This is a genomic window from Pseudomonas sp. FP453, assembly GCF_030687495.1.
Classification (GTDB): Bacteria; Pseudomonadota; Gammaproteobacteria; order Pseudomonadales; family Pseudomonadaceae; genus Aquipseudomonas.
This window is the reverse complement of the sequence record NZ_CP117435.1, coordinates 4,241,300-4,257,871: the sequence shown is the minus strand read 5'-3', so window position 1 is coordinate 4,257,871 and position 16,572 is coordinate 4,241,300. Positions and strand designations below refer to the sequence as shown.

11 protein-coding genes are annotated in these 16,572 nt (G+C 62.3%); 5 read left to right on the top strand and 6 right to left on the bottom strand.

Features of this window, described 5'->3' with window-relative positions:
- The first annotated feature begins 349 nt into the window (after positions 1-349).
- A complete protein-coding gene (locus PSH87_RS19280) occupies positions 350-2,437 on the top strand; it encodes an LTA synthase family protein (RefSeq protein ID WP_017735870.1) in 2,088 nt (695 codons plus the stop codon).
- A 54-nt stretch (positions 2,438-2,491) separates the two neighbouring features.
- On the opposite strand, the gene PSH87_RS19275 is transcribed toward PSH87_RS19280, so the two are convergent.
- On the bottom strand, positions 2,492-2,644 hold the full coding sequence (locus PSH87_RS19275; RefSeq protein ID WP_015885095.1) for a DUF3309 family protein: 153 nt from the start codon (positions 2,642-2,644) through the stop codon (positions 2,492-2,494).
- A gap of 317 nt (positions 2,645-2,961) precedes the next feature.
- Here PSH87_RS19275 and PSH87_RS19270 point away from each other — a divergent pair, with 317 nt between their 5' ends.
- The gene (locus PSH87_RS19270) at positions 2,962-3,777 is read left to right on the top strand and encodes an SDR family oxidoreductase (RefSeq protein WP_305430727.1); all 816 of its coding nucleotides are present in this window, start codon (positions 2,962-2,964) and stop codon (positions 3,775-3,777) included.
- A 263-nt stretch (positions 3,778-4,040) separates the two neighbouring features.
- A complete protein-coding gene (csrA, locus tag PSH87_RS19265; protein ID WP_257782391.1) occupies positions 4,041-4,238 on the top strand; it encodes a carbon storage regulator CsrA in 198 nt (65 codons plus the stop codon).
- Between the two features lie 5 nt (positions 4,239-4,243).
- Here the strand turns inward: csrA and PSH87_RS19260 are convergent, their stop codons facing one another.
- The 4 genes from PSH87_RS19260 to PSH87_RS19245 all read right to left on the bottom strand — a co-directional run bounded on the left by PSH87_RS19260 (position 4,244) and on the right by PSH87_RS19245 (position 9,383).
- Entirely contained in the window at positions 4,244-4,471 is a 228-nt protein-coding gene (locus PSH87_RS19260; protein ID WP_003192759.1) for a YheU family protein, read from the bottom strand.
- A 69-nt stretch (positions 4,472-4,540) separates the two neighbouring features.
- On the bottom strand, positions 4,541-5,725 hold the full coding sequence (locus tag PSH87_RS19255; RefSeq protein ID WP_017735867.1) for an osmoprotectant NAGGN system M42 family peptidase: 1,185 nt from the start codon (positions 5,723-5,725) through the stop codon (positions 4,541-4,543).
- Between the two features lie 148 nt (positions 5,726-5,873).
- Positions 5,874-7,607, bottom strand: a complete 1,734-nt coding sequence (gene ngg / locus PSH87_RS19250; protein WP_305430726.1) for an N-acetylglutaminylglutamine synthetase — start codon at positions 7,605-7,607, stop codon at positions 5,874-5,876.
- A gap of 3 nt (positions 7,608-7,610) precedes the next feature.
- A complete protein-coding gene (locus PSH87_RS19245; protein ID WP_305430725.1) occupies positions 7,611-9,383 on the bottom strand; it encodes an N-acetylglutaminylglutamine amidotransferase in 1,773 nt (590 codons plus the stop codon).
- A 399-nt stretch (positions 9,384-9,782) separates the two neighbouring features.
- On the opposite strand from PSH87_RS19245, the gene PSH87_RS19240 reads away from it, so the two are divergent.
- Positions 9,783-12,881, top strand: coding sequence for an NEL-type E3 ubiquitin ligase domain-containing protein (locus tag PSH87_RS19240; protein ID WP_305430724.1), 3,099 nt, complete (start codon positions 9,783-9,785; stop codon positions 12,879-12,881).
- Here the strand turns inward: PSH87_RS19240 and mnmC are convergent.
- Positions 12,864-14,852, bottom strand: a complete 1,989-nt coding sequence (mnmC, locus tag PSH87_RS19235) for a bifunctional tRNA (5-methylaminomethyl-2-thiouridine)(34)-methyltransferase MnmD/FAD-dependent 5-carboxymethylaminomethyl-2-thiouridine(34) oxidoreductase MnmC (RefSeq protein WP_305430722.1) — start codon at positions 14,850-14,852, stop codon at positions 12,864-12,866. The genes PSH87_RS19240 and mnmC overlap by 18 nt on opposite strands.
- A gap of 141 nt (positions 14,853-14,993) precedes the next feature.
- On the opposite strand from mnmC, the gene pap reads away from it, so the two are divergent.
- Complete coding sequence (gene pap, locus PSH87_RS19230; protein WP_305430720.1) at positions 14,994-16,511, top strand: polyphosphate:AMP phosphotransferase; 1,518 nt, start codon at positions 14,994-14,996, stop codon at positions 16,509-16,511.
- Positions 16,512-16,572: the final 61 nt, after the last annotated feature.

Sequence of the window (16,572 nt, the reverse complement as noted above, 5' to 3'; positions counted from 1 at the left end):
GCATCGCAGGCAAGCCAGCTCCCACATAAGCCCTGCTCCCACACATGCCGGTTCCCACACTCGTTTCTGTCCGACCCTAAAATTTGTGTGTCGAAATATTCGCTACACGGAATTTTCACACATCATCTCGGACAATTCCCTCGCTTCACTTTCGCGTAAGAAGGCTCTGTCTCGGGCCGAGAAAACCACCACAAAGAAGGTTTTTTCCTCAGTAATCAATAGCGCTGATGGCATTCCTCGGGCACCATTTGCGCCAACGCGCTGACCCCCTGTTCCTACACGCTTGGGCGTGGGCAGGATGCCGCTGCAATATTTCGCAACTTAAACTTCCAATGGGTCCTAAAACGACATGGCAAACCCGGACGCCCTGAATCAGCAGCGAGCTTCAAATCGCCTGCTGCAACCGACCGTCAAATCCCATCTGGCGTACACGCTGCTTTGCGCACTGGTCATGATGGTGATGTTCTCCCTGCTGCGCCTGGCGCTGCTGGTCTACAACCGTGAAATGATCCTCGACACGCCGGCCTCGACCTTCCTGGAAGCGTTCGGCAACGGCTTGCGCCTGGACATTCGCCTGGTGGTCTACCTGCTGATCCCGCTGCTGCTGGCACTGTTCAGCGTACGGGCCATGGCGGCGCGCGGGTTCTTCCGTGTCTGGCTGACCGTTGCGTCCAGCATCGCGCTGTTCCTCGGCCTGATGGAAATGGACTTCTACCGCGAGTTCCACCAGCGCCTCAACGGCCTGGTCTTCCAGTATGTGAAGGAAGACCCGAAAACCGTGATGAGCATGCTCTGGTACGGTTTCCCGGTGGTGCGCTACCTGCTGGCCTGGGCCGTGGGCACGCTGATCCTGAGCATGGCGTTCAAAGGCGCCGACCGTGCGACGCGCCCGCGTGGCCCGTTCAGCGGGGGTACCATCAGCACCCGCCAGGTGGCGCCGTGGTATTCGCGCATCGCGGTGTTTGTGGTCTGCCTGTTGATCGCCGTGGTCGCCGCCCGTGGCACCCTGCGCCAGGGCCCGCCGCTGCGTTGGGGGGACGTGTACACCACCGACTCCAACTTCGCCAACCAACTGGGCCTTAATGGCACGTTGTCGTTGATCGCGGCGGCCAAGTCGCGCTTCTCCGAAGACCGTTCGAACATCTGGAAAGCCACCCTGGACCAGTCGCTGGCGACCCAGACCGTGCGCGACATGTTGGTGCTGCCACAGGAAAAGCTGGTGGACACCGACACTGCCGCCGTGCGCCGTGACTATCTGCCACCGGCCGAGAAGACGCTGCCGATCAAGAACGTGGTCGTGATCCTGATGGAAAGCTTCGCCGGTCACTCGGTGGGCGCGCTGGATCGCCCGGGCAATATCACGCCGTACTTCGACAAACTGTCCAAGGAAGGCCTGCTGTTCGACCGCTTCTTCTCCAACGGCACCCACACCCACCAGGGTATGTTTGCCACTATGGCGTGCTTCCCGAACCTGCCGGGCTTCGAATACCTGATGCAGACCCCGGAAGGCAGCCACAAGCTGTCTGGCCTGCCGCAGCTGCTCAGCGCGCGCAAGTTTGACGACGTGTATGTCTACAACGGCGACTTCGCCTGGGACAACCAGTCGGGCTTCTTCAGCAACCAGGGGATGACCAACTTTATCGGGCGCAACGACTTCGTCAACCCGGTGTTCTCCGACCCGACGTGGGGCGTGTCCGACCAGGACATGTTCAACCGTGGCCTGGAAGAGTTGAAGGCCCGCGAAGGCGGCAAGCCGTTCTACGCGCTGCTGCAAACCCTGTCCAACCACACGCCGTACGCGTTGCCGACGCCATTGCCGGTGGAGAAAGTCACCGACCGTGGCAGCCTCAACGAGCATTTGACGGCCATGCGCTACTCCGACTGGGCCCTGGGCCAGTTCTTTGAAAAGGCCCGCAAGGAGCCGTACTTCAAGGAAACCCTGTTCGTTATCGTGGGCGACCACGGCTTTGGCAACGAACAGCAGATCACCGAGATGGACCTGGGCCGCTTCAACGTACCGATGCTGATGATCGCACCGGGCGTGCAGGAGAAGTTCGGCGAGCGTGACCATACCGTGGGCACCCAGATCGACATCGTGCCGACCATCATGGGCCGCCTCGGTGGCGATACCCTGCACCAGTGCTGGGGTCGGGACTTGCTGAACCTGCCGGAAGGCGACAAGGGCTTTGGCGTGATCAAGCCTTCGGGCAGCGATCAGACCGTGGCCTTGGTCACCGCAGACCGCGTGTTGGTATTGCCTAAGGAAATGCCACCGAAGTTGTGGGAATTCGAATTGGGTGCCAACCCAAGCGGTAAAGTCATTCCTGAATCGCCGGACGAGGCCGCACTGAAGCAGAAGCTTGAGTCGTTCCTGCAGACCGCGACCAAGAGCCTGCTGGATAACACCGCTGGCGTTGTAGATGGTAAGCCGGACTAACTAACCGAGCATAAAAAAGAGGCCCTCTAGAGGGCCTCTTTTTTTGCCTGCCGTTTATATCCGGCCGAGCAGCAACAACACCAACAGTACGACCAACACCACACCGAGGATACCCGACGGGCCATAACCCCAATTACGGGAGTGTGGGAAGACCGGCAGGCCACCGACCAGCAGGAGGATCAGGATAATGATCAGAATGAGGCTCATGGTTTTCTTCCTTATAGGCCTTCTGCAAAGACCGGTTATTTATCGGTAGGCCTGCCACTTTAATGACAGGCGCCTTAATAACTCCGACTGTGCCAGCTCACAGAAAATTCCAAGTTTTTTTAAAGCTTTTCGCAAACTTGCTTATTTCTTTTGATGCGTGCGCTTAGTTGAAAAAAATGGAACTTGTGCATTGTCCGGCGCTCCGACCCGGTCGCGGGTTTGCCTGGGGCATTCAGCAACTTTATGGGGCGTGGGTGTGGGAAAAACCTTCGCTACACTGCCGATCACTTCTTCCGTGAACCACAAGGCAACTTCCTATGCAAAATCGCATGATGATCACTGGCGCCGGGTCCGGCCTGGGTCGCGAAATCGCTCTGCGCTGGGCCCGCGAGGGTTGGCAGTTGGCCTTGTCGGACGTCAGTGAGCCGGGCCTGCAAGAAACCCTCAAGCTCGTGCGCGAGGCGGGTGGCGATGGCTTCGTCCAGCGTTGCGACGTGCGCGACTACAGCCAGCTGACGGCGTTTGCCCAGGCCTGCGAAGTGAAGCTCGGCGGCATCGATGTGATCGTCAACAATGCCGGCGTGGCCTCGGGCGGTTTCTTCGCTGAGCTGTCCCTGGAGGATTGGGACTGGCAGATCGCGATCAACCTGATGGGCGTGGTCAAGGGCTGCAAGGCGTTCCTGCCGCTGCTGGAAAAGAGCAAGGGCCGCATCATCAACATCGCCTCGATGGCCGCGCTGATGCAAGGGCCGGCCATGAGCAACTACAACGTGGCCAAGGCTGGCGTGGTGGCCTTGTCGGAAAGCTTGCTGGTGGAGCTCAAGCAACAGGAAGTCGGCGTACACGTGGTGTGCCCGTCGTTTTTCCAGACCAACCTGTTGGATTCGTTCCGTGGGCCGACGCCCGCGATGAAAGCGCAGGTCGGCAAGTTGCTGGAAAGCTCGCCGATCACGGCGGCGCAGATTGCCGATTACATCTACCAGCGTGTGGCAGAAGGCGAATTCATGATCTTGCCCCACGAACAGGGGCGGATGGCATGGGCACTGAAGCAGAAGAATCCGCAGTTGCTGTATGACGAAATGACCACCATGGCCGACAAGATGCGGGCCAAGGCGCAGGCGAGCAAGGCCTGAGCGCAGTCTCAGGTTGCAAACCGGTACAAATGTGGGAGCTGGCTTGTGTGGGAGCTGGCTTGCCTGCGATAGCATCACCGCGGTCAAGCAGATAAACCGAGGTGCCTGCATCGCAGGCAAGCCAGCTCCCACAGTTTGGAATGCGGTCTGTCAGGGAAATTACCGGCGGGTGTAGGTCTGGCCTGATTTTGCCGCAAGCCATTGCTGTACTCCCGCGCAATCACGCATGGTCAAGGTCCTGTCACTCTTAAAGGACAACCGCCATGCTGGTACTCAGCCGTGCTGTAGGCGAAACCATTTCCATCGGCGATGACATCGCCTTGCACATCATCGAGCTGAACGGCTCCCAGGTGAAATTCGGCGTCGAGGCACCGGTGGGGGTCAATGTGCACCGCGCCGAGGTGTATCAGAAAATCCGCGAACGCCAAGCCGCAGAAACCCCCGCCGCCACCAGCCCGTAAATCTCTCAGTCGAACAGATGCTTGGGCACGTCGTGCTTGAGCATCAACTGGCATTGCTCGCTTTCGGGGTCGAACACAATCAGTGCCTGGCCTTTGGTCAGCGCCTGGCGTACGCGCAGCACGCGGGTTTCCAGGGGCGTGTCGTCGCCATTGTCGGTGCCGTCGCGGGTGACGAAATCTTCAATCAGACGGGTCAGGGTGTCGACTTCAAGTGCGTCGTAGGGAATCAGCATACAAGCCTCGGCTGGGGAATCCCGGCGATGCTACTGCGCCGGGGCCCTTGTTACCAGCAGTTGCCAGCCTCAGGTTTTCTGACCGACCAGGCTGTCCACGGACGGCACCCGCGTGTCGCTCTCCATCTGCGTCTCGTGTTCCAGCTGATGACTGAAGCGGTCCAGTGAACCCTGGGCCGGTTGTGCATCGCTGGCGAACACCGGCGGGCTGAGGATGTACGCGCCCAGCAGGCGGCTCAAGGCCGCCAGGCTGTCGATGTGGGTGCGCTCGTAGCCGTGGGTCGCATCACAACCAAACGCCAGCAGCGCGGTGCGGATATCGTGGCCGGCGGTCACGGCCGAGTGGGCGTCACTGAAGTAGTAACGGAACAGGTCGCGGCGCACCGGCAGGTCGTTGTCCGCCGCCAGGCGCAGCAGGTGCCGGGACAGGTGATAGTCGTACGGCCCGCCGGAATCCTGCATGGCCACGCTCACCGCATGCTCGCTGGAATGCTGGCCGGGGGCGACCGGGGCGATATCGATGCCGACAAATTCGCTGACGTCCCAGGGCAGGGCGGCCGCGGCGCCGCTGCCGGTTTCTTCGGTGATGGTGAACAGCGGGTGGCAATCGATCAGCAACGGCGTGCCGCTGTCGACGATGGCCTTGAGCGCCGCGAGCAGGGCGGCCACGCCGGCCTTGTCGTCGAGGTGGCGGGCGCTGATATGCCCGCTTTCGGTGAACTCGGGCAAGGGGTCGAAGGCCACATAGTCGCCGACGCTGATCCCCAGGGAATCGCAATCGGCGCGGGTCGCGCAGTAGGCGTCCAGGCGCAGCTCCACATGGTCCCAACTCACCGGCATCTCATCCACGGCGGTGTTGAACGCATGCCCGGAGGCCATCAGCGGCAGCACGCTGCCACGGATCACGCCATTGTCGGTGAACAGGCTGACACGGCTGCCTTCGGCGAAGCGGCTGGACCAGCAGCCCACCGGCGCCAGGGTCAGGCGGCCGTTGTCCTTGATCGCCCGCACGGCAGCGCCGATGGTGTCGAGGTGGGCGGATACGGCGCGGTCGGGGCTGTTTTTCTGGCCCTTGAGGGTGGCGCGAATGGTGCCGCGCCGGGTCATTTCAAAGGGGATGCCGAGTTCTTCCAGGCGCTCGGCGACGTAACGCACGATGGTGTCGGTGAACCCGGTGGGGCTGGGAATGGCGAGCATTTCCAGGAGGACTTTTTGCAGGTAGTTGAGGTCGGGTTCGGGGATGGTTTGGCTCATAAAGACTCCTGTTGGCGTCAAGGGGGAGGGCGCCTTCAAGGGCCTCATCGCGGGCAAGCCCGCTCCCACATTGGAATGCGATCAACCTGTGGGAGCGGGCTTGCCCGCGATGAGGCCAGGTCAGGCAACCCACTTCTCAAGCACTCAGCTAACTATGGGGAAACAACAAATCCACAAAACGCTCAGCCGTCGGCTGCGGTTCATGATTGGCCAGCCCGGCCCGTTCGTTGGCTTCGATAAACACATACTCGGGTTTGTCGGCGGCGGGCACCATCAGGTCCAGGCCCACCATGGGGATGTCCAGGGCGCGGGCGGCACGCACGGCGGCGTCCACCAGCGTGGGGTGCAGGATGGCGGTGACGTCTTCCAGGCAGCCGCCGGTGTGCAGGTTGGCGGTGCGGCGCACGGCCAGGGTCTGGCCCCGTGGCAGGATGCTGTTGTAGTCGTAGCCCGCCGCGTGCAGGGTGCGTTCGGTTTCGGCATCCAGGGGGATTTTGCTTTCACCGTCGGTCGCGGCCTGGCGGCGACGGCTCTGGGCTTCGATCAGCGCGCCGATGGAATGATGACCGTCACCGGTCACTTCGGCGGGGCGGCGAATCGCAGCGGCGACCACCTCGAAACCGATCACCAGGATGCGCAGGTCCAAGCCTTCGTGAAAGCTCTCCAGCAGCACGCGGCTGTCGAACGGGCGTGCGGCTTCAATGGCCTGCTGTACCTCTTCAATCGTTTGTAGATCCACCGCCACGCCCTGGCCTTGCTCGCCATCCAGCGGCTTGACCACGATGCGTTGGTGCTCGTCGAGAAACTCCAGGTTGTCATCGGCACTGCCCGCCAATTGCTGCGACGGCAGTTTCAGGCCGGCAGCCTTGAGCACCTTGTGGGTCAGGCTCTTGTCCTGGCACAGGGTCATGCTGATGGCGCTGGTCAGGTCGCTCAACGATTCACGGCACCGCACGCGGCGTCCGCCGTGGCTGAGGGTGAACAGACCGGCGTCGGCATCATCCACCTGCACGTCAATGCCGCGCCGATGGGCTTCCTCGACAATGATCCGCGCATAGGGATTGAACCCCGCCTGCGGACCCGGGCCGAGGAACAGCGGTTGGTTGATGCCGTTCTTGCGCTTGATCGCAAAGGTGGTCAGCGCACGAAAGCCGAGCTTGGCGTAAAGGTTCTTGGCCTGGCGATTGTCGTGCAGCACCGACAGGTCCAGGTAGCTCAGGCCACGGCTCATGAAGTGTTCCACCAGGTGGCGCACCAGCACTTCGCCCACGCCGGGGCGCGTGCACTGCGGATCGACCGCCAGGCACCACAGGCTGCAACCGTTTTCCGGGTCGTGAAAGGCTTTCTGGTGATTGAGGCCCATCACGCTGCCGATCACCGCGCCGCTGTCTTCATCCTCCGCCAGCCAATACACCGGGCCACCTTGATGGCGCGGCGTGAGGCGTTCGGCATCCACGGGCAACATGCCCCGGCCTTGATAGAGCTGGTTCACGGCCAGCCAATCGGCCTCGCTTTGCACCCGACGGATACGAAAGCCGCGAAACACGCGGGTCGCCGGACGATAGTCGGTGAACCACAGCCGCAGGGTGTCGGAGGGGTCGAGAAACAGCTGCTGCGGGTCGATCCCGAGGATCTGCTGGGGCGCCGCCACGTACAGCGCGATATCCCGTTCGCCGGATTGCTCATTGAGCAGTTCCTGGGCCAGGCTCGCCGGGTCGGGAAACGTGTGACCGATCAATAACCGGCCCCAACCGCAATGCACGGCAATAGGGTCTGCGCTCAACGGGCTGCCATCTTCGGCCAGCCGGGCTTGCAGGCGCTCGTAGGACGGCGCCTGGCCCTTGAGTAAGCGTTGGCTGTAGGCCGCTGCGTGAGGTTTCATCGATCAGATTCCTTGTTCGCTGAGCCACAGGTTCAGCGCCGCCAGTTGCCACAGCTTGGAGCCACGCAGCGGGGTCAGTTGGCCTTGCGGGTCGGTGAGCAGGCGGTCGAGCATGGCGGGGTTGAACAGGCCGCGATCCTGGCTCGGGTCCAGCAACAGCTCGCGCACCCAGTTCAGGGTGTCGCCCTGCAAATACTTGAGGCCCGGCACCGGGAAGTAGCCTTTTTTGCGGTCGATGACTTCGCTCGGGATCACGCGGCGTGCGGCTTCCTTGAGGACTTGCTTGCCACCGTCGGGCAGCTTGAATTTGCCCGGCACGCGGGCTGACAGTTCCACCAGGCGGTAATCGAGGAATGGCGTGCGCGCTTCCAGGCCCCAGGCCATGGTCATGTTGTCCACCCGCTTGACCGGGTCATCCACCAGCATCACCGTGCTGTCCAGGCGCAGGGCCTTGTCCACGGCGGCATCGGCGCCGGGCATGGCGAAATGTTCGCGCACGAAGTCGCCGGCGGCGTCATTGGCGGTCAGCCATTGCGGCGCGACGGTGGCGGCATAATCGTCGTAGCTGCGATCAAAAAACGCTTCGCGATAGGCCGCATACGGATCAGTGGCGCCGTCCACCTGCGGGTACCAGTGGTAACCGGCAAACAGTTCGTCGGCCCCCTGGCCGCTCTGCACCACTTTGCAATGCTTGGCCACTTCCCGCGACAGCAGGTAAAAGGCGATGCAGTCGTGGCTGACCATCGGCTCGCTCATGGCGCGGAACGCCGCCGGCAGTTGCTCGATGATCTCGCTTTCGGCGATGCGCAACTGGTGGTGATGGGTGCCGTAATGCTTGGCGATCAGGTCGGAGTACTGGAACTCGTTACCGGCCTCGCCGCCGGCATCTTCAAAACCGATGGAGAATGTGGACAGATCTTGCACGCCGGCTTCCCGCAGCAGGCCGACGAGCATGCTTGAGTCGACGCCACCGGAGAGCAGCACGCCCACATCCACTGCCGCACGTTGGCGGATGGCCACCGCTTTGCGGGTGCTGTCGAGGACGCGGTCGGTCCAGTCTTCCAGCGTCAGGTTTTTCTCATCCTCACGCGGGCCGTAGGGCAGGGTCCACCAGGTTTTCTGCTCGGTCTTGCCGCTGGCGTCGATGCGCATCCAGCTTGCTGGCGGCAGCTTTTCGATGCCTGCGAGCAAGGTGCGCGGTGCCGGCACCACGGCGTGGAAGTTCAGGTAATGATTGAGCGCCACCGGATCGAGGATCGGGTTGATATCGCCGCCCTTGAGCAGTGCCGGCAACGCCGAGGCAAAGCGCAAACGCTGGCCGGTACGCGACAGATACAACGGCTTCACACCGAGACGGTCACGGGCGATGAACAGGCGCTGGGCATCGCGCTCCCAGATGGCAAAGGCAAACATGCCGTTGAGCTTGGGCAGCAGCGCTTCGCCCCAGGCGTGGTAGCCCTTGAGCAGCACTTCGGTGTCGCCGCCGGAATAGAAGGCGTAGCCCAGGGCTTCCAACTCTTGGCGCAGTTCCGGGAAGTTGTAGATCGCGCCGTTGAAGGCCAGGGACAGGCCCAAGTGGGCGTCAACCATCGGTTGGGCCGAGCCGTCCGACAGGTCCATGATTTTCAGGCGTCGATGGCCCAGCGCAACCGGCCCCTGGGCATGGAAACCCCAGGCATCGGGGCCTCGGGGGGCCAAGTGGTGGGTGATGCGTTCTATCGCTGCCAGGTCGGCAGGTCTGTGATCAAAACGTAACTCGCCAGCTAATCCGCACATAAATTCCTTACCGGTTTTTCCGTTGGGGAGGGGAATACTCGATACGCCCAGAAGGGCGCGTACCCAGAAACTGACACGGGGCTATTCGGGGAGTTTTAGACCGATAAGTTATAAGGCAAATGGCCGCAAGCCTCGCGGCGGCGCTTGCCCAGTGGCGCGGGCTGTAGGGAAGTGGTGGTAAATCCCTGTGCAATCGACGCGGATTTTGCGGGTTTCAAGCGCTCGATCGGCCCGGTATTTGAATCTGAATTTACGTCGCGTGCGCTTAACGTAGTGGGTCATCAATCAATGCAAAAAGGACGGCAGCGATGACCGATAGCCTACGACGCCAACCTGGGCGAATGGTGCCTCAAGCACCCCACGCGCTCGACGGCCTATCGGCCGCCGCTGCGGCACAACATGAAGGGTGGCTGGCAGCATGTCTTCGAACGTCCGGAAGAATGGACGGACCCAACGTACACCCTGCGTCGAATCGATCCGAGCCTGGGGGATATACCGTCCGATGCGCTGCAATCCATCGCGGCCATCCACCAGACGGACCTCGCCGAACTACAGCGCCTGGCGCTGGAACACGCGCCACTGCCGGAGCGCTTCCAGGACACCGTGGCGCGTTTCAAGCTGCACCAGCAAGTCCTCGACTTCGCCGATGCCTTGGCCAGGGAGGGCAAGCTCGACCCGAGCACCGCGCGCACCCAGATCCTGGCCTTGCCGCTGATGCCGGGTTGGCCGAAGGAGCGTTTTTTCGAGTTGCTGGACAATCGCGGCAACCTGCTGGAAAGCCACCCGGATCTCGCGCCCTTCGACTACGAAGACCAGAGCATCCATATCACCGAGCAACAACTCAGGGAGGGGCAGGTACTCGAGACCTTGCTCGAGGCCCTGTCGGACGATGAACGCAACACGTTGCTGGGTAAAACCACGACCCTCGAGGAGGCCCCGGCGCTGCTCAAGCGTCAATTGCTGGAGACGGTCAACAATCGGCATCGCAGGCTGTATGACAAGCTGTATGACGAATACAAAGGCGTCCTTGATGAGGAGACGGCGCCATTGCGTGAGCGATTCCCGCAACTGCCCCGCCAGGTCGTCAGGGAACTGAGGGGCAACGCCTCTTCCATGGATCGTCGGTATTTGATCAAGGACCGTCGTATACCGTTGTCGCTGGAGCAGCGCACGCGTGAGGTGCTCGACCAGATGGCCGAGGATCAGGCGCTGATGGGATTGTACTGGCCACCCTTGGCCGGTGCTTCGACCCGGCGGGTGATCTTCGCCATGCTCGGCCGTCTGAGTCGATGGCCGGTGGACATGTTGTTGCAAATGCATGAGGACAGCTTGAGCGGCAAAGTATTGGAGCAGGTCGGGCCTTCGACGGCGGCGGTGCGCCGTCACATTGTGCGAAACCAGCAGGGTTTCCAGGCCTTCGATGAGAAGGGCGTGAGCCTGAATACGCGTGTGAGTGGGCCAGACGGCTTACTGCAATCGGTGGTCGATTGCCTGTCGCCGGCGCAGCGCCGGGCCATGAACCTGATGAATGAGCAACCGGTCGGGCATTTGCGCAGCCAGCTGCGTTTCAAGTCGCAGGATGAGCGCGACCGTATCGCGCGTTACCTGTGGCCGGAGCGCGGCATTCCCGAAGAGGCGCCAAGTTGCGTGCGGGCACAGGTCGTCGGGGCGCAGGGCGGCACTGGATTTGCTTCGGCACTGGTGCGTAAGGTTAAGAGGCTTTTCCCCCTATTGGACGAGGCGCAAGTGTCCGCGTTGCTCGAGGGCGCAGGGATGGGCCCCATAGGCCGGGCCAGGGCAGTCCAGGCGTTGCAGCAGCAATACGTGACGTTGCGTAAAACGTTGCGCTCGTGGGGCCGGCAACGTATTGCCCCGCTTGTTGACGGCCTGTCCCCGTCGCAATTGCGCCTGAGTCGCGCCCAGGTATTTGCAGCCCTGAAGCATGCCTGGCGTGGGCAGTCCTTGATGCAGAACGATCAAGGCAGCAAGGTGCCGGGGCTCAAGTTGGATCGCATGGTTTTCGGCGACTTCCCCACATTGCCCGCACAGGTGATGTTTGACCGGGTGCAGTGGTTGTCTTTACGGCAGATGGAGCTGAGCCGCGATCCATCGCCTTTTCTGAAACACTTCAATAATGTGAAGGGCGTTGAGCTGGCCGATAACCGGCTCTCGCAATTGCCAGAAGGGCTGTCCTCCATGGCAGGGCTGGAGCATCTGAACCTGGCACGCAATCAGTTGAAAATGACCGAGGCGATGCGCAAGGCGTTCGCGCAGATGCGTACGTTGAAATCCCTCAACCTGTCCGGCAACCCCTTGGTTGACTCTCCGGACGTCAGTCGCCAATTCGAGCTGCGCGAATTGGTCCTCAGCAATTGTCGCCTGCGCAGCTTGCCCGAGGGCGTCAGGCGCCTGCCGTATCTGGAGCGTCTTGATCTACGCGGCAATGAAATCAAGGAATTGCCCGAGTGGCTCGCGCAGGTACCGCGCCGCTATGGCCAATGGATCAACTTGAAGGGCAACCCGTTATCGACCGCCAGCCAAAGCGTGTTGGTGGCTTACCGCGCACGCACGGGCCACGGCATGGGGTACATGGAAGATGATATTGAGCGTGTGAATGAACAGGTGGCGCGTGAAACCTGGCTGGCAGATCAGGGCGACGCCCAGTATGCGCAAAAGGACATGATTTGGCGGGCATTGAAAGACGAGCCCAACAGCGATGCGCTCTTCACGCTGCTGGCCCGACTGATTAATACCGCCGACGCCTTCCAGGTGCGTGCCGACCTGGAACGGCGCGTCTGGCGGGTATTGAATGCAACGGCTGCGGATACTGAGTTGCGTAAAGAGGTGTTCTACCGCGCGGCAACACCGATCAATTGTGATGACGCCGCTGCCGCGAACTTCAGCGACCTTGAAGTGCTGGTCGAAATCCATGAGGACTCGCAGTTGGCGTTGGGTGGGCAGGTCAGTGCCAAACAGATGCTCGACACGGCCAAAAAGTTCTTTCGCCTGAGTAAAGTCGAGAGCCTGGCCTTCGCCCACAGCCGTAAAAATCCCCAGCTGGATGGCGTGGCCGTCAGCCTCTTCTTCCGTACACGGCTGGCGCAAAGCCTGAAACTGCCGGGGCAACCCAAAGACTTGCATCAGAAGGCCTTGGCGGGCGTGGCACCGTCAGACCTGGATGCCGCCGACGCCGCCGTGCGCAGCGCCGAGCTGTCTGCGGAATTGTTGACGTACCTCTCCAAGTTGCCGTTCTGGATCGCGTATTTGAAACGCACCTCTGCCGACCGGTTTGAAACCTTGCTCAAGCCCTTCCATGACCGGCTGGCCGTGTTGGAGTGCCAGGCCCCGCCACTCTCGGACGCCGAAATGATCCAGCAGGCGAATACGATCATGGAGGACAAGGATAAAGCCGAAGCGACGGAAATCGAGCGCCTCACCGAGGATGCAATCAACCGCGCCGATGTGCGCCTCGCGTCCTGTCTAACGCGGGGGCAGTGAGCTGCGCACCAATGCGCGCTGGGCAAACCGGTTGGGGTGACAGCCCTCGGCCACGCTGCGCGGCACCGGCAACGGTTCGTTCTCCAGCCACGCGGCGAGCAGTTCGCCGCACAGTGGCGCGGTGACCAGCCCGCGTGAGCCATGGCCGCTGTTGATGTACAGGCCGGGCAGCCAGGGGCAGGGCGTGTCCGGCACTTGGCGAGCGTCTTTGCGCAGCACGGCGTAGGCCTGGTCAAACGCTTCGCGCGCGGCCAGCGGCCCGACGATGGGCAGGTAGTCGGGGCTGGTGCAACGGAAGGCGGCGCGGCCTTGCAACTGTTCGGGTGCCTGTGTGTCGGCGCCCAGACGGTGCAGCAGGTCAGCGGAAATTTCCCGCAGCATCTCCAGGTTGCCGGCGTGCTCGGCGGCGGTGGGCGTGAGGTCGTCGCTTTTGAAGTCGAAGCTGGCGCCGAGGGTGTGCTCGCCCAGGCGCGCCGGGGCGACATACCCTTCGGCACAGACCACCGTGGCCAGGGCCTGGCTGGCCTGGGTTTGTGGCAGCCGGGTGATCTGCCCGCGGATACGCTTGAGGGGCAAATCGGCGCTGGGCGCAAAATGTTTGATGTCGGCGGCGCCGGCCAGCACCACGACACTGGCGCTGGCCAGCAAGGTGTCGCCGTCGCGGGCCTGCCACTGCTGATCGACGAATTGCAGCTCAACGGCATTGTGGTGCGTGAGCACGTGGATCAACGGGTGAGCCGCTTGCCATTGGCACAGCGCTGGCGGGTGGACCCAACCGCCCTCAGGGAAAAACAGCCCGCCCTGTTCCAGCGAGATGCCGGCTTGTTGCTGCGCCTGGCTGCGGTCCAACAGGTGCAACAGTTCGGGCGCAAAGGCCCCGGCCAGCTGCGCCTGGCGCTCGGCTTCCTTGGCATTGAACGCCAGTTGCAGCACGCCGCAGCCATCCCAGTCGACGCCACGGTGCAGGTGTTCCAGCAGGCGCCGGGTGTGGCCGAAGCCGCTGAGGATCAACTGGGACAACGCCGTGCCATGGGCTGACAACTTGAGGTACAGCACGCCCTGGGGGTTGCCTGACGCTTCCTGGGCCAGCTCGGCATGCCGTTCCAACAGGCTGACGCGCCAGCCCCGAGCGGCGAGGCTGGCGGCGGTGGCACATCCGGCGAGGCCACCGCCAATGACCATGGCATGGCGTTCGCCGGCAATGGCTGCCGGCCGGGCGAACCAGGGTTTAGCCGCGGGCGGCGCGGCGGCGTCCGCGGGCCAGCCGAGGAACTCGCCGCGCAGGATCTCCCATTTGTGGCCGATGCCTGGCGTGCGTTTCATCTTGAACCCGGCGGCGTTGATGAGCCGCCGTACCCAGCCGGTGCTGGTAAACGTGCTGATGGTCGAGCCCGGTGCGGCCAGGCGCGCCAGTTCGGCGAACAGTTCGGCGGTCCACATGTCCGGGTTTTTCGCCGGGGCGAAACCGTCGAGAAACCATGCATCGATCTGCGCATCCAGTTGTGGCAGTTGCTCAAGGGCATCGCCGATCAACAGGGTCAGGGTCACGCGGCCGTTGTCCAGCACCAGGCGTTGGAAGCCCTGGTGGATGGCGATGTACTGCGCCAGCAGCTGCTCGGCGAAGGGTTGCAGTTCGGGCCACAGGGCGAGGGCGCGTTGCAGGTCGGCGGGGCTCAATGGGTACTTTTCCACGCTGACGAAATGCAGGCGCGCGCCGGCCACCGCGTGTTGTTCGAACAGTTGCCAGGCGCAGAGAAAATTCAAGCCCGTGCCAAACCCCGTTTCACCAATCACCAGGCGCCCACCCACCGGCAGCGCGGCAAAGCGCTCCTGCAAACGGTTCTGTTCGAGGAATACGTAGCGGGTTTCTTCAAGGCCCGACTTGTCGGAGAAGTACACATCGTCGAACACCCGCGAGTGCGGGCGGCCTTGGTCGTCCCAGTCGAGCTGGGCGTGGGTTACGGGATTCATGGGCGGCTCGGTAAAGGCAAGGCCGCCATTCTAGCCGATCAACAGGGGTTGAATTGACCCACGGCAAGCGCGAGTGGAATTTCCTCCCGCGTGTTGCGGCCCAATCCGCTAGTCTTGAGCCATCTTGAAACGGAGCTGCCCATGTTCGAATCCGCCGAAATCGGTCACGCCATCGACAAAGACACCTACGACGCCGAAGTGCCAGCCCTGCGCGAGGCCCTGCTGGAAGTGCAGTACGAGCTGCAACAGCAGAAGCGCTTCCCGGTGATTATCCTGATTAACGGCATCGAAGGCGCCGGCAAGGGCGAGACCGTCAAGCTGCTCAATGAATGGATGGACCCGCGCCTGATCGAAGTGCGCACCTTCGACCAGCAGACCGACGAAGAGCTGGCCCGGCCACCGGCCTGGCGTTACTGGCGGCAGTTGCCCGCCAAGGGCCGCATGGGGGTGTTCTTTGGCAACTGGTACAGCCAGATGCTGCAGAGCCGCGTGCATGGGCAGATCAAGGACGCCCGCCTGGACCAGGCCATCGCCGGTGCCGAGCGCCTGGAAAAGATGCTCTGCGATGAAGGCGCGCTGATCTTCAAGTTCTGGTTCCACCTGTCCAAAAAGCAAATGAAGGCGCGGCTCAAGGCCTTGGCCGATGACCCGTTGCACAGTTGGCGCATCAGCCCGCTGGACTGGCAGCAGTCCGAAACCTACGACAAGTTCGTTCATTTCGGCGAGCGTATCCTGCGCCGCACCAGCCGCGACTATGCGCCGTGGCATGTGATCGAAGGCGTGGATGCGCATTACCGCAGCCTCACCGTGGGCAAGCTGCTGTTGGAAGGCATCCAGAACGCCCTGAAGCTGCCCAAGGGCAAGGCCAGCGGCATGAACCCGGCGCCGTTGATCGCGTCGGTGGACAGGAAAAGCCTGCTCGACAGCCTCGACTTGAGCCAGCGCCTGGACAAGGACGATTACGAAGAACAGCTCATCACCGAACAGGCGCGCCTCTCCGGCCTGATGCGCGACAAACGCATGCGCAAGCACGCGCTGGTCACGGTGTTTGAAGGCAACGATGCGGCGGGCAAGGGCGGCGCGATCCGCCGGGTGGCGGCGGCGCTGGACCCGCGTCAGTACCACATCGTGCCGATTGCCGCGCCCAGTGAAGACGAGCGCGCGCAGCCGTACCTGTGGCGTTTCTGGCAGAAGATCCCGGCGCGCGGCATGTTCACCGTGTTCGACCGCTCCTGGTACGGCCGCGTGCTGGTGGAGCGTATTGAAGGTTTCTGCACCCGGGCCGACTGGATGCGCGCCTATGGCGAGATCAATGACTTCGAAGAGCAGTTGCGCGACGCCGGCGTGATCGTGGTCAAGTTCTGGCTGGCCATCGACAAACAGACCCAACTGGAACGCTTCCAGGCCCGCGAGGAAATCCCCTTCAAGCGTTTCAAGATCACCGAAGACGACTGGCGCAACCGCGACAAGTGGGATGACTACCGTGCGGCTGTCGGCGACATGGTTGACCGCACCAGCACCGAAGTCTCGCCCTGGACATTGGTGGAGGCCAACGACAAGCGCTGGGCGCGGGTCAAGGTGTTGCGCACCATCAACCTGGCGCTGGAGGAAGCGTTCGAGAAGTCCGACAAGCACGATAAGAAAGGCAAGAAGAAGTAGGCCTATCTATGGGGTGAATGATCGTCGCGGTTGGAATCAGCTGGATCTATGCTCGATCCAT